The following is a 14,936-nucleotide window of genomic DNA, read 5'->3' on the forward strand; positions in this document are numbered from 1 at the left end:
TGTATATTTACATAGTTTTTATACTTTACTTTATTGATAAATATTGTTTTAAATTGGGTGTTGGTTTAAATCTTTACCAAAGTATAGCTCTCTTTTGATGTTTCGCAAACGGAACATCTGTAGTGTGTAGGAAGATCAGTAAATAAAATTCCAGCAGAAATATGTGCTTTGGCATCTCCATAATCACTATCGTACACAGTTAAGCATTCAGAACATTGGTAAACTTCTTTCTCGATTTTAGCATCTTCAATTTGCTTCTTTTCAGAATCGTCTACTTCACCTAATTTTTCAAAATACAATTTACTCAATTCCATTAATAAGCCGGGTAATTCCATTTTATCAACATCTTGAGCGTACATTAAATACTCTTTAGTATTAGGGTTGAAGTTTTTACAATACAATACATTAAATGTAGGTCTAACATTGTATTCTTTTACAATAGTTGGTACTTGGTTTTTTTCAATAACTGCGGAAGTAAAATAGGTTTCATTTTTAATTCGGTCTGAAATACTGAAATTTAAACCATAAGTGCTAATATCATTTTGATCAAAATTTCGAACAATAGATTTTTTTAATTCTAAAGCTTCTGTATTGTTTACAGGTAAGTGCCAGTTTAATTCTAATGATGAGTGTCGAACGTTGATTCCTTTTTTTCCTAAAAATTTTTCTAAACTTAGTTTGTATTTTCGGTTAATCCCTTTAATTATGAAAGATTTCCAAGGTGTAATACAAATTTTACCAATGCTACTTTCTAAACAGAAATCACAAAAATCTTTTAAGAAATCAACGTTATATTCATTGTTTCTCCAGTACAATCCCAGCCAATATTCATTATCGCCCATTTTATTCATTCCTTCATAATAAGGAAATGGGTGAAACGGAATTTCTAGTTGCTGTTTTATGGTTCTACTATTTGTATCAATTTTTTCGTTTATTAAATCGAATAATAATGAAATATCTGTAGTTTCTTCATAAAATTCTTCAATAGCCTCTGCAATTTTTGGAATATCCCAACTGTAAACTAATACAGGGAATTCAATGTCATTTTCCCAACCTGGAAGATTTAAATTTAAATGCCAATAATCTTCGTTTTCTGAAGCAATAAAATTTAATTGTCCGTTAAATAACGGAACTAATTGTTGTTTAGGGTCACTAATATTAATTTTTAGTGTGGGCTTGAAACGAAATTGTTCTAAAATATATAAATAAGTAGATCCTTTTAACCAATCTGTTGACGGGAAAATATCAGATGAAACATACGAGCATACAATATTTTGAAAATCGTGCTGTTGATTGTAGTCAATGTTAATTGTTGGGTATAAATTGGTAATTTTTTTATTTGATTCTTTATACGGAATTAAAATATCTTGCCTTGAGCCAAATTTAATGGTAGATAGCCCTAACTCTTCAGTCATTCTCAAGATTTGTTTTAATTCTCCTGGAGATAAAACACCACCTTTAATAAAAATACGTTGTAATTTTTGTGTTGTATCCATTTATTTAGCCTTTTTTAAAAGTTCACTTATTTCAGGTTTGCAACTTCCACAGCCCAATCCTGCTCCGGTTTGGGAGCACAATTCATTAAAATCTGTACAGCCATTATTTATGGTTTCTAATAGGTTTCCTTCACCAACTTGGCTACAGGAACAAATTAGTTTTCCCAACACAGGTTTTGTTTCATTTTTTCCTCGTAGTAGCTCGGTCCGCTTTTCTGACAATTCAATTTTTTCTTCAATAAATCGCTTAAATTCTGCAAATTCATTTTTATCACCCATTAAAATAGCACCGACTAAAAGATCATTTTTAATAATACATTTTTTATAAAAATGTTGGTTGACATCTTTTAAAACTACTTCTTCATAAGACGGGTCGTTTTTTGGGATAGAAACCATTCCAATACTGCAAAGGTCTAAATCTTCAAATTTTAAAATATTCATTAAAACAGATCCTTTGTAAATACTATTTAAATCGCCTAGCATAAATTTTGCAGCAATATCAGCTTGTTGTTCAGCAGCCGAAGTAATTCCGAACAAAGCGTTTTCAAACTCAGCAATTTCACCCAAAGCAAATATTTTAGGATTGCTTGTTTGTAGGTATTGATTTACAATTACACCTCTTCCGTACTTTATATGTGTACCTTTAACTAGTTCAATGTTTGGTAATGTTCCAATGGCATACACAATGGCATTAGCATTTATAATTCTACCAGTTTTTAATGATATTGAAAGTTTGTTAGGGATGTCTTCATCTTCAAAAACTGTACTTACTTCATTATTAAAATAGATTTGAATTCCACGCTCTTGAACATTTTCAGCCAATAGTTCACTAGCTATTCTATCCAATTGACGTTCCATTAAACGTGGAGCTCTTTGAATAATGGTGATATTTATGTTTTTCTTTTTAAGTGAAGCTGCTAATTCTAAGCCTAATAAACCACCACCAACAATAACAACGTTTTGTTCGTTTGCAGGTAGTCCTGTTTTAGCTAAATAATTTCTTAAACTATCGGCATCATTTTTATTACGCATTGTGAACCTGCCAGGTAAATGCAGCGGTACGTCATTAGGTACAAACGCACGGCTACCTGTAGCCATTATTAAGGTGTCAAAATAATGTTTCTTGCTATTACTATCTATAATGTATTTTTCTTCTGAATTTACTTTTGTAATGTGAACTCCAGTATGAAGGTCTAGCTTTAATTTTTCAACCTCTCCTTTTTTTAATTTTTGAAGTTGCTCCCAAGTTAAATCTTCACTCACATACTCGGGCAATAAAACCCTGTTGTAAAAAGGGTTTTCCTCTTTTGAAAAAATAGAGATTTCATCTACTAAATTTAAAGATCTGTACGTTTGTACAAATCTGTATGCCGCTGCTCCTGCACCAATTACACATATTTTTTCTTTTTCTTTTTTATGTTTTGAAACTTGTACCGCTGCAAATTTAAAATCGGGTTCTTTTGAAGTAGGGTCAATTAAATTGTTGGTTAAGTTGTTGGCTCTTCCAAAATCGTTTCCTTGAATTTTTCCCCAGTGCATTGGTAAAAAAACAACACCTTCTTTTATATCAAAATTCAATTTTACTTTTACTTTTACAATACCTCTTTTGTTGTAAATATCAACAATATCACCATCGTTAATATTTCGTTCCATCGCATCAATTTTATTCATTTCTAAATAAGGTGATGGAATATGAGTGGTTAATCTGTTTACTTTTCCGGTTTTAGTTCTAGTGTGCCATTGATCTCTAACTCTTCCAGTAGTTAGTATTAATGGTAATTCTTCTGAAACTTTTTCTGATAAATTTAAGATGTTTTGAGGTGTGGTTATGTGTGCTTTTTTGTCTGAAGTTTCATATTTGTGATCTTCAAAAAGACGCGGAGTCCCTGGGTGTGTTTCATGCGGAACTGGCCACTGAAAACTGCCTTCTTCAATCAATCTTTTGTGTGATAATCCTGAAATATCAATATTGGTTCCTTTAGTTAAAGCGCAGTGTTCGTCATAAACGTCGCTTATGCTTTCATATTCAAAACCTTGAAAATTCATTTTTTGAGCGAATTTCCATATTATTTCGGCGTCATGAAGTGCTTCGCCTGGGGCGTCAATTACTTTAGGTAAATAACTAATTCTTCTTTCAGAATTGGTCATGGTGCCTTCTTTTTCAATCCATCCTGCAGCTGGCAGTAATAAATCTGCATATTTCGTAGTTTCAGAATTATGAGAAATGTCTTGAACAACTACAAAATTAGCCTTTTCTAAGGCGCGTTCTACTTTTTTTGCATCAGGTAAACTAACTACGGGATTTGTACAAATAACCCAAATAGCTTTTAATTTTCCGCTGTCTAAAGCATCAAACATTTCTGTAGCTGTTAATCCAGGTTTTGGTGAAATAGGTTCGCTTCCCCAAAAATTAGCAACATCAATTCGGTCTTGTTCGTTTAATAAATTTCTATGAGCAGCTAATAAATTGGCCATTCCACCAACTTCACGACCTCCCATGGCATTTGGTTGTCCTGTTAATGAAAACGGCCCAGCTCCAGGTTTTCCTATTTGTCCTGTAATTAAGGAAAGGTTTATTAAAGAAACATTTTTATCAACTCCAATTACACTTTGGTTCAGCCCCATCGTCCACATATTTATAAAGCCAGTTGCTTTTCCAATATATTGGGCTGCTTTTTTAATATCACTTATTTCTACTCCGCAAATTTTTGCTGCGTCCTTGTATGAAGTTTGGTAAACTAATTCTCTTAGTTGTTGTATTCCTGTGGTATGTTTTTCAATATAACTTTTGTCGATTCTTTTTTTATCAAATAATCTCCGAGCAATGGCATTGTATAAAACAACATCAGTACCAGGATTTATTTGTAAATGTAAATCGGCTATAGATGCTGTTTGAGTTTTTCTAGGATCAACAACTACAATTTTTACATTTGGATTTTTTTGTTTATGATTTTCTAATCTTCTGAAAAGAATAGGGTGGCACCAAGCAGGGTTTGCACCTGCAATTAAAAATGTATCTGCTAATTCAATGTCTTCATAAGAGATTGGCACATTGTCATCTCCAATTGTTTTTTTATAACCAACAACTGCTGAACTCATACAAAGTCTAGAGTTGGTGTCAATATTATTGGTTCCTAAAAAACCTTTGGTCAATTTATTTACTAAGTAGTATTCTTCAGTTAAACACTGTCCTGAAACGTAAAACGCAACACTATCTGGGCCGTGTTTTTCAATAATGCTTTTAAAAACTGCAGCGGCTCTGTCCAAGCCTTCATCCCAAGATACTTTTTGCATGGGGTGATTTTTGCTCCACCTCATTTCAGGATATAAAATTCTATCTGAAGTTTCTTGCGCTACATAATTCAAATTCATTCCTTTTGAACAAAGCATTCCTTTGTTAACTGGGTAGTCTGAATCGCCTTCTACAGTTATCTTTCCGTTTGAATCTTGGTTGACTAAAATTCCACAACCTACTCCGCAATAAGAGCAAATAGTTTTGTGTGGTTTTGATTTTGACATGTGAATAGCGTTTTAAGTCCGTAAGTTGAACATTACAAAGATAGTAAAATACGTATAAATACGTAGTAAAATACGTATTTTTTTAATAAATTGTAATTTTCGCTATTTAAGTGAAGTGTTTTTTAAATAAAACCTTGCTCTTTTGCCTTGCTTGAAAGTTCAATTAGGTTTTTTACATCCATTTTTTTCATCAAGTTAAAACGGTGAGTTTCAATGGTTCTTTTGCTTTTATTTAACTCTTCTGAAATTTCTTTATTTGTTTTTCCTAAAAGTACTAATTGAAGAATTTCAATTTCTTTTTTAGTAAGGTTGTAGGTGTTTTTTGAATTTTCTTCCGAAGGGATTGAAGTATCGCTTGGTGTAGTGATTTGAGATGAAGATTTTTTGAGCAAATTATTTACGATAATATTACTAATGTCTCCGCTAAAAAATTTTTCACCCTGATAAACAGTATATATTGCCTTTAAAACTTCTGCTTTACTGGCGTCTTTTAAAAGGTAACCCATTGCTTTGGCATCAATTGATTCTAAAATATACTCTTCAGAATCATGCATGGATAATACAATAGATTTGGTTGTTGTAGGTTGACTGTTTATGATTTTTAAAGCCTCAATACCACTCATTTCGGGCATTCTAACATCAATAATCAATAAGTCGGGTTGTAGGTTTTTAACCAATTCAATTGCTTCAAGACCATTAGATCCTTCACCAATAATTGTTAATTTATCATCTTCTTCTAATAAATACTTTATTCCGTCACGTACAATAGCGTGATCGTCAACTAAAACAATGCTAATTTTATCTTTCAAAGGTTAGGTTTTTTGTAGTTACGAAGATACAGTTTAAATACGTAATTTTAAAATATACGTAGAAGATTATAAGTGTTGTATAAAATCAAAAAAACAGTTTAAAAGTTTACGTAATTGTGTACACTTTTAAACTGCTTTTGATTAATTGCTTCAGTTTTTATAAAAATTTTGGTTTGAAAACTAGCATTGCCCAAGCCCAATTTTGAGTATTTGCAGCTAAGTTTTTGTCTAATCCTTTTAACTCGTACATTCCATCACTTTCAAACATCTGAGAATATCCAGCTTTAAATGTAAACCCATTTAATTTTAAAGCATATACTATATCAAGTTCTGTTCCTAATGATTTTTCACCGCTAAGTAGTTCTTGTTCGCCTGAAAAGTTTAATACTTTAACCAATAAGCTAGATTTTTTATTTAAGGTAAAATTAGCACTTACGTGGAAATCAACTAAACCAATTGAGTTTGCGTGGTTTCCAACGTAAAAATAATCCATAAAACCATTGAATTTATGGTTGGTTCCGTATAGAGGGAAGAATGCACCGGTTTCTCCTGCGTCTCCATCGTTTCCACTAATTATTTCTGCACCTAATCCAAAATTAACTAGGGTGTTAGTTTTGAATGTGAAATCTAAACTTGCTAAATAAGCGCCTTTTACGTCAATTTCACCTTGTCGTTCACCAGTTTGCATATATAAATTACCTGCTACTCCAAGTAGTTTTTTACCATAATTTAAATGAACTCCAAAAGTTTGTAAATTGCTAATTCCGTCTTGGTTGTCTAAAACGTCATAGTTTTGAAAACCATTGTTTAAGAGCAATAAGCTTCCTGAAAAATCACCCCAAGTATTTTTAAAATACCCATATTGCATGGTTTTGTAAGAGAAGAAGCCTTTGGTGTAATAAGTATTGTCTGAAGATTGAAACCCTGAAATGTTGTCATAATCTTGGTTGAATGCAAACCCAAGATCGAATAAAAATTTATTTTTATTGTATTTTAAAAGTATTGCATCATGATTTCTACCTTGTTGTGCCCAATCTAGTCCTCCCATAATTCGTTGGTCGTCATAAGATAAAACTTGCCTTCCTAGTTTTGTAGACATGTTTTCGCCTAATTTAATGTTTGCCCAAGCTTGAAAAATAGCAAACGAGTTGTTTAGATCTTTTGGTAAAATTTGTCTGTTTTCTCCCCAAACCATCACGTCTTGCATACTCATAAAAATTTCATAAGCATCAGCTTTGTATCCAAAGTTTAAGCGCGCTCTTGTTGAAATACCGTATCCTGGTTCTGCGTCTTTGGCTATTAATGTTCCAAATCCGTGGCGATACTCAGTTCTAGGTCTTAATTCTGCATCAATTGAGAATTGTGCTTTACTAGATATTGTAAATAAAACTAGTAGTGATAAAAGTGTAAATTTAAGTTTCATGTGTAATTGTATTTGTTGTTAATAGTAATTTTTAATGTTCAAGAAAATCAATTAAATGTTTTCTGTATTTATAGTAATCGTCGTGTTCAATAATTGATTTTCTTGATCGTGGTCTTTGAAAATCAATATCTAAAATATCTCCAATTTTTGCGCTTGGGCCGCTGGTCATCATTACAACTCTGTCGGCTAAAAAAATAGCTTCATCAACATCGTGGGTAATCATAACGGCAGTGATTTTTTCTTTGTTCCAAATTTCAATGAGTACATCTTGTAATTCGCCTCTGGTTAATGAGTCTAGCATTCCAAAGGGTTCATCTAATAGTAATACTTTTGGCTTTATGGCAAATGCTCTTGCAATTCCTACGCGTTGTTGCATTCCTTGTGAAAGTTCACTTGCTTTTTTATGAAATGAGCCATCCAAACCAACTTTGCTTAAATAGTATTTGCAAATGTCTTCGCGTTCTTTCTTTTTTGCATGTGGAAAAACTTGTCGAACGCCTAACATTACATTTTCTAAAGTAGTTAGCCAAGGCATTAAGCTAGGTGATTGAAAAATAACACCTCTGTCTGGTCCAGGTCCTTTAATTGGGTTGCTTAGTACTGAAATGCTTCCGCCAGAAATTGGATTTAATCCTGCAATCATTGAAAGCATGGTGGTTTTTCCGCAACCTGAATGACCAATAATAGTTACAAATTCTTCCTTCATAATTTGAAGATTTAAATTTTCAAGCACCACATAATCTCCATTCGGGGTTGGATATACTTTCTTTAAATCATTTAAATCAAGCATTACTTTTGAAGTGTATTGAATACCGTTTTCAATAATAATGTCAGGTCTTTTATGTTGTGTTTTTAATGCCATAGTTTTAAGTTTAACAGATAAAATCTACTGAATTAATCAAAATATTTTGGTTCTAAATCGGGTAGTGTGTACTCAATAGTTTCAGTTGTTGTTCTTTCTTCTCCAATTTCCATGAGGTATTCAATAATTCCATTTCTAGTTTTCTTGAATTCAGGGTCGTCATTTAACGATGTTTTGTCTCTAGGTCTGTCAATATTAATTTTAAACTCAGGACCTAAAGTTGCATTTGGTCCCGGGCGAAGTGGAATAATCCTGTCTGCCATATAAATACCTTCATCAACATCGTTGGTAATTAATAGCGCTGTACGTTTGTCTTTATTCCAAATGTTTAAAATTTCATCTTGTAAATTACCTCTTGTTAAAGCATCTAAAGCACCTAAAGGTTCGTCCATAATTATCATTTCAGGATCCATTGCCAAGGCTCTTGCAATAGAAACCCTTTGGCGCATTCCTCCAGATAATTCTTTTGGTCTTTTATGGATGGCAGGAGTTAAATTTACCATATTTATATATTCTTTAACTCTATTTTCTCTAAATTTTTTGTTTTCCTTCGGAAATGTTTCTTTTACTGCCACACTCACATTTTGGTATACAGTTAGCCAAGGTAAAAGTGAGTAGTTTTGGAAAATTACGCCACGTTCATGACTTGTTCCTGTGATCGGGTTTCCTTTAAATATAACTTCTCCGCTAGTTGGTTGTAATAGTCCGTTTATAAGGTTTACTAAAGTTGTTTTTCCACTTCCTGAAAACCCTACAATTGCTACAAATTCTCCTTCTTCAATTTGAAGGTTGATGTTAGAAAGTACTTCCGTTGCATTTGCACCCTTTCCGTAAGTTTTACTTACATTGTTCAATTCTAAATAAGCCATAAATAGTTGGTTTTAGGGTTAATCTTTGTTGAAAGACACAAATTTTTGAATGGTTAGCATAATCCTGTCTAATAAGAATCCTATGATTCCAATAACAAACATGGCTACAATAATTTTTGAATTTGAATCGTTGGCTCCGTTTTGAAATTCTTCCCAAACAAATGAACCTAATCCCGGACTTTGCGCTAATAATTCAATGGCAATTAATACCATCCAAGCTACAGAAAGTGTAATTCTTAATCCTGTGAAAATTAATGGAAGTGATGAAGGTAAAATCACTTTAAATACTTTTTGAATAGGTCCTAATTTCAACACTTTTGCAACATTTAAAATGTCTTTGTCAACTGTTGAAACTCCCATTACGGTATTTACCAATGTAGCCCACATAGAGCATAGTCCAACACTAATAAATGAGATGATAAAAGAAGTGTCGCTCTCTGAATCTTTCGTCAATGTTTTTACGATCATAAAAACTAAAAGCAGCCAAACTACTGGTGAAACAGGTTTAAATATTTGAATTAACCAGTTGATAGAACTTCTTAAAGTGTCGCTTAATCCAATTACAACTCCAATTGGTACAGCAATAAAAATGGCCAATAAAAAACCGGCAAACACTGTTTTAATACTGGTAATAATCTGATCTACAAATGACGGTCTACCGGTATAAGTTATTGGTTTTTCTCCTGCTGCCTTTCGTTGCTTATTTAATGTGGCAGTTTTTTCTTTAAAAGCCTTTTTATCTGCACTTATAATTTTGTGATCTTCAAGTAATGAGTAAAACGAAGCTTTTACTTGTGAAGGAGAAGGTAGTGTATTTGGTTGGCAGCTCACATCTCCAGATGCTATACAGGCAGCCATTTTATCTGCACCTTCTTGTCCTTGTTCATTAAATGCTTTTTCTATTCTGTACTCAGCTTCAGTATTGTATAAAGCTGTTGCTCCACCTTGCCATAGCAAAATAAAAAGTAAAATAGATGCTAAAGGAGCAACAATCTTTTTTAAGATCTCTGTTAAATTCTTTTTGGTTTCCTCTCCTCTTGAAAGTCTGATTACTGGTTCTAAAAAACCTAATCCAATAAACCGTACTATTTTTATTAATTTATCACTCATTTTTAAAGTTTTTAAACAAATAATGTTTCATTTTTTTGTGATTCCTCTTTTCGTTTTATTTCAAGAGGAGAAGAAGTTAGTTAGTTTTTGTTTCCAATTTTAAAGCTGTTTATATAGCCAATTGGATCTTTTGCGTTGAATGATTTTCCATCAATAAATTCTGTAGTTGCGGGTTTGTAACCATCAGTTGTAGGAATATCAGTTGCAGGTATCAAACCTTCAGTAACTAATAAGTCTGCTGCTTTTTCCCAAATATCAGGTCTGTAAATTTCTTTGATTTTAGCATCGTACCAAGCAGCTGGTTTTTCTTCTGGAATTTGTCCCCAACGTCTCATTTGAGTTAAAAACCAAACACCGTCTGAGTAGAATGGGTAAGTTGCATTGTATCTGTAGAACACATTAAAATCTGGCATTTCTCTTTTATCTCCTTTTTCGTATTCAAAGGTACCTGTCATAGAGTTGGCTAATACTACCTCGTCAGCTCCAACATATTGCGACATTGATAAAATTTTAACAGCCTCTTCTCTGTTTCCAGGTGTGTCTAGCCATTTTCCTGCTCTAATTAAAGCTTTGGTAACTGCTACTGCTGTATTTGGGTTTTCTTCAACAAACTTCTTGGTCATTACAAATACTTTTTCAGGGTTGTTTTTCCATATGTCGTAGTTGGTTACAACGGGAACTCCAATGCCTTTAAATACAGCTTGTTGATTCCAAGGTTCTCCAACACAATATCCGTAAATTGTTCCTGCTTCTAGGGTTGCAGGCATTTGTGGTGGAGGTGTTACAGATAATAATACTTCGGCATCAATTTGTCCTTGAATATTTTCTTTTGTGTACAATCCAGGGTGAATTCCTGCTGCTGCTAACCAATATCTAATTTCGTAATTATGTGTTGAAACAGGAAACACCATTCCCATTTTAAACGCTTTTCCGTCAGCTTTATAACCTTCAATTACTGGTTTTAAGGCGTCAGCTTTAATTGGATGTACGGGTTTTCCATCTCCATTTAGAGGAATGTTTGGTTTCATTTTGCTCCAAACATCATTTGAAACCGTAATTCCATTTCCATTTAAATCCATTGAGAAGGCTGTAACTAACTCAGCTTGTCTTCCAAATCCTGCTCCTGCAGCAATTGGCTGACCAGCTAACATATGTGAGCCGTCTAATTGACCGTCAATAACACGATCTAAAATATTTTTCCAGTTAGATTGTGCTTCCACAGAAACAAATAATCCTTCATCTTCAAAAAAACCTTTTTCTTTTGCAATAGCTAATGGAGCCATATCTGTTAGCTTAATGAAACCAAAAGTTAATTGTGGTTTTTCAATTGTTAATTTGTTTGTTTTTGCTACTGCTGCTTTTGGTACTGTAGTTTCTTTTTTCTTTTCAGAACTTCCGCATGCACTTAGCGTAAGTAAGGCGATAGCTGCGAGTGTTTTAAATAAATTTGCTTTCATAATTATTGATTTTAATAGTTGTTTAATTGAATACGTATAAATACGTAGTTATATTGCAAATATATAGGTATGAGGCTTAGTGAGGTATGTAAAATGACTTGTTTTGAAGTGTTTTTAAAACAGATTAATAGCTGCGTAAAAACATAAAATAAACATAAGTACCTGATATTTAGTGAATAAAAAATACGTAGACAAATTAATGTGCTACGTATTTTATAAGTGGAGTTGGGAGTTGGTTTAGCTGTCTATAAAGTAGTTATGTTCTGAAATTTCTTTTCTCAAATTTATTAAATCTGATATCTTAATTTTTTTTCCTTGTGTTTGAATTAGTTTGTCTTTTTTTAAGAATGAAATAGTTCTGATAACTTGTTCCTCTGTAGTTCCTGCAAAATCTGCAATTTCTTTTCTACTTAATTGAATGTTGATAAATCCTTTCGGGTTTTCTTTAAATTTCCGATGAATATATAATAGGGAGTCAATTACTTTTTCACGAACTGTCATTTGAGCAATTGTCTTTACTTTGGTTTCAGACCGGTTTAATTCTTCGGCGTAGAATAGCATAAACTCATAGGTTAAACTCGGAATTGTGTGTAGCATTTTTTTTAGTGTTTCATTTGAAAAATTACATAAAACAGTATCTTCTATGCTTGATGCGCTAATGGAGTAATTTTTGCTAATTGCAAATCCTCGGTGACCTATAATTTCACCATCAGTTACAAAGCGTAATATTTGTTCTTTTCCGTAAATTCCAGTTTTTAAAACTTTCGCTTTTCCTTTCTGAATAAAAAATAGACCATTAACAGGTGTTCCTTCTAAAATAAAATGCTGTCCTTTTTTACTGATGAGCGTGTTTTTTTCTTTTGCTAATTCTTGCAATAATTCAGAAGAAAGGCTTTGCTTTATAATGCATTTTTCATTACTACATAATTCACATGATATTTTATTTTTTAAAACCATATAAATTTTATTTATCAGCTAAAATTAATGTTGGTTCTGTTTTAAGTTCTGTGGTTTCGGTTTCTTCTTCAGTTGAAAATTTAATTGCAAGTGTAATTGCTGAAGCTGCTAAAATAACACCTCCAATTATAAAATAACCACTCGAGACTGCTGTTGATGATGCGGCAGATTGGGCGGCTTCTATAATGTCCTGACTCATTCCTTGGTTGGCTGCTATCGCAGTTTTTTCAGCAATTGCAGATTTTGATTTTAGCAGCATAGCTGCAAAAAAAGCGCCGACATTTCCTCCAGCTCCTACTATTCCTGAAATCGAACCAATTGCTTTTTTATTAATGAATGGAACTACGGAGAATGTGGCGCCTTCTGCCATTTGTACTGTTAAACTAAATGCAATTAAAAATGCAATTCCTACTGATAATATGGTGATGCTTGAAAAAGTTGCTAACATAATACCTTCTAAAGCAAGAATCAATGCTAGAAAAATTACACGACCTCTTAAGCCGTATTTATTACCAAATCTGTCGCCAAAAAAACCGCCTAATGTTCTTGCGAAAATATTCATTAATGCAAATGATAAAACAATGTTTCCTGCGGTAACTCTTTTTAATTGAAAAGTGTTTTGAAGGTAGTCATCCATAGTTCCGTAAACGGTTAGTTCAATTCCGAAACTTGCGGCATATACAAAAAACAGGATCCAAACTCTATAATCTTTTAATACTTCTAAAAATCCAACTTGATCTTTTTTTGCTGTTGGCATTTGCCCTTTTGCTTTCAAATCTTTAAAATTTCCGTTTAAAGTGTCTTGCGTAAAAAAGTAATAAACAATACCCATTAAAAAGCAAATGATTCCTGCGATAATCATAGAGTATCTCCAGGCATCTGCTTGTTCAGCAATTCCAAAGCTAACTACTGCGGCTGCAATTATTGGCATTCCTAACCTGTTGGCTCCACCTCCTAAATTACCCCATCCGGCAGATGTTGCGTTTGCAGTTCCAACAATGCTTGGGGCAAACATGATTGAAGTGTGTACTTGCGTAATTACAAACGAAGCACCAATAAAACCGATAAATAATCTACAAATTAAAAATTGAAGTGGCGTTTGTACAAAGCCAATTAATATAACTGGAATGGCACCTATTATTAAAAGCCAAGTATAACATAATCTTGGTCCGTATTTATCTGTTAATTTTCCAATTAATAAACGAGCAAAAACGGTACCTGAAACTGCTAATATAATTGAGTTCCATTTTTGATCAGGGGTTAATCCTAAATCTTTAACCACATCTGGCATAAAAGGTACAATACCAAACCAGGCGAAAAAGCATAAGAAAAAAGAAATGGAAGTAATCCAAAAAGTTCTGGTTGCTGGTTTACTGAATTTTAGTAATTCTAATTTGGTTGCCTTGTTTAGTGTGATAATGCTCATAATAATTGGTTTTGAGCAAATGTACGTATTTATACGTATTAATACGTAGTTTTATATATTGAATAATACGTAGGTGTGTGATTATTGTGAATCTACTATTTTTTAGTTAAATAATTTTTGAATATTTCAAATTGAAGGTAGGGAATTTGTGAAGTGTGTATTTTTTTGGTTTTGTGTTTAAAAAGAGGAATTTAATACACGTTGGATTTCTTCGTCTAAATATGAAGAATGTTCTGCTACAACATCACCTATTACTATAATTCCAGGTTTATTATAATCTATGAAGCCTAGCGCATTTTTATAATTATTGATAGTTTCAATTGTTATTTTTTCATCGGGTAGTGATCCATTTTGAATAATAGCAAATGGCGTGTATTTATGTCTGCATTTTTTTATTTCTTCCATAATTAATGAAAAATTACGTAGCCCCATTAAAATTACTAAAGTAGCTGAAGATTGCGCTCCTAATTTAATGTCTTTTGAAATGTTTCCGTTGGAGGTTGTTCCGGTTATTACCCAGAAACTTTCATTTACGGTTCTTTTGGTTAAAGGAATTCCTTGCAATGCAGGTACTGCTAATGCACTGCTAATTCCTGGGATAATTTCAGTTGGAATGTTGAAAGATTCTACGTGCTCAATTTCCTCGCTTCCTCTTCCAAATACAAAAGAATCTCCGCCTTTAAGTCGAACTACATGTCCGTGTTCTGAAGCTTTTTCAACTAGAAGCGTGTTTATTTCTTCTTGTGTTAATCTATGATTGTTAAATCTTTTCCCTACATAAATACAAGGTGTATCTTTTTTTGCATATTTTAAAATTTCTGGATTTACCAAGGCATCATATAGTATGCAATCTGCATTTTTTATGGCGTTCAAACCTTTTATAGTTATTAAGTCTATGTCTCCTGGTCCTGCGCCAACTAGTGTGACTTTTGTGCTGTTGTTTTGATTCTTCATATGTAGACTTTTTTAGTTTTAAATAGTATAATAATGCAATAATACGTAAAAAAA

Annotated in this window: 11 protein-coding genes; all 11 read right to left on the bottom strand. The window is 32.7% G+C overall.

From position 1 onward, the window contains the following. Positions 1-65 precede the first annotated feature (65 nt). Positions 66-1,496 (bottom strand): rubredoxin domain-containing protein, encoded by a 1,431-nt coding sequence (locus tag CHB67_RS12070; RefSeq protein ID WP_089382048.1) that lies wholly within the window; start codon positions 1,494-1,496, stop codon positions 66-68. Continuing rightward, positions 1,497-5,015 carry a nitrate reductase gene (locus tag CHB67_RS12075; RefSeq protein ID WP_089382049.1) on the bottom strand — a complete coding sequence of 1,173 codons (3,519 nt, stop codon included), beginning with the start codon at positions 5,013-5,015 and terminating at the stop codon, positions 1,497-1,499. It abuts the gene before it with no gap. A 122-nt stretch (positions 5,016-5,137) separates the two neighbouring features. Beyond that, positions 5,138-5,824: a response regulator transcription factor gene (locus tag CHB67_RS12080; protein WP_089382050.1), complete on the bottom strand. Its 687-nt coding sequence runs from the start codon at positions 5,822-5,824 to the stop codon at positions 5,138-5,140. 157 nt (positions 5,825-5,981) lie between these two features. Continuing rightward, a complete protein-coding gene (locus tag CHB67_RS12085; protein ID WP_089382051.1) occupies positions 5,982-7,247 on the bottom strand; it encodes an alginate export family protein in 1,266 nt (421 codons plus the stop codon). A 31-nt stretch (positions 7,248-7,278) separates the two neighbouring features. Beyond that, the gene (locus CHB67_RS12090) at positions 7,279-8,109 is read right to left on the bottom strand and encodes an ABC transporter ATP-binding protein (protein ID WP_089382052.1); all 831 of its coding nucleotides are present in this window, start codon (positions 8,107-8,109) and stop codon (positions 7,279-7,281) included. 32 nt (positions 8,110-8,141) lie between these two features. Next, positions 8,142-8,978, bottom strand: coding sequence for an ABC transporter ATP-binding protein (locus CHB67_RS12095; protein ID WP_089382053.1), 837 nt, complete (start codon positions 8,976-8,978; stop codon positions 8,142-8,144). Positions 8,979-8,996: 18 nt separating this feature from the next. Beyond that, positions 8,997-10,088 (bottom strand): ABC transporter permease, encoded by a 1,092-nt coding sequence (locus CHB67_RS12100; protein WP_089382054.1) that lies wholly within the window; start codon positions 10,086-10,088, stop codon positions 8,997-8,999. 80 nt (positions 10,089-10,168) lie between these two features. Further along, complete coding sequence (locus CHB67_RS12105; protein ID WP_089382055.1) at positions 10,169-11,545, bottom strand: CmpA/NrtA family ABC transporter substrate-binding protein; 1,377 nt, start codon at positions 11,543-11,545, stop codon at positions 10,169-10,171. Between the two features lie 237 nt (positions 11,546-11,782). Next, on the bottom strand, positions 11,783-12,502 hold the full coding sequence (locus CHB67_RS12110; RefSeq protein WP_089382056.1) for a Crp/Fnr family transcriptional regulator: 720 nt from the start codon (positions 12,500-12,502) through the stop codon (positions 11,783-11,785). Positions 12,503-12,509: 7 nt separating this feature from the next. Next, the gene (locus CHB67_RS12115) at positions 12,510-13,928 is read right to left on the bottom strand and encodes an MFS transporter (protein ID WP_089382057.1); all 1,419 of its coding nucleotides are present in this window, start codon (positions 13,926-13,928) and stop codon (positions 12,510-12,512) included. A gap of 177 nt (positions 13,929-14,105) precedes the next feature. After that, positions 14,106-14,882, bottom strand: a complete 777-nt coding sequence (gene cobA, locus CHB67_RS12120; protein WP_089382058.1) for a uroporphyrinogen-III C-methyltransferase — start codon at positions 14,880-14,882, stop codon at positions 14,106-14,108. Positions 14,883-14,936 lie beyond the last annotated feature (54 nt).

This window comes from Lutibacter agarilyticus, from assembly GCF_900188235.1.
Taxonomy (GTDB): domain Bacteria; phylum Bacteroidota; class Bacteroidia; order Flavobacteriales; family Flavobacteriaceae; genus Lutibacter; species Lutibacter agarilyticus.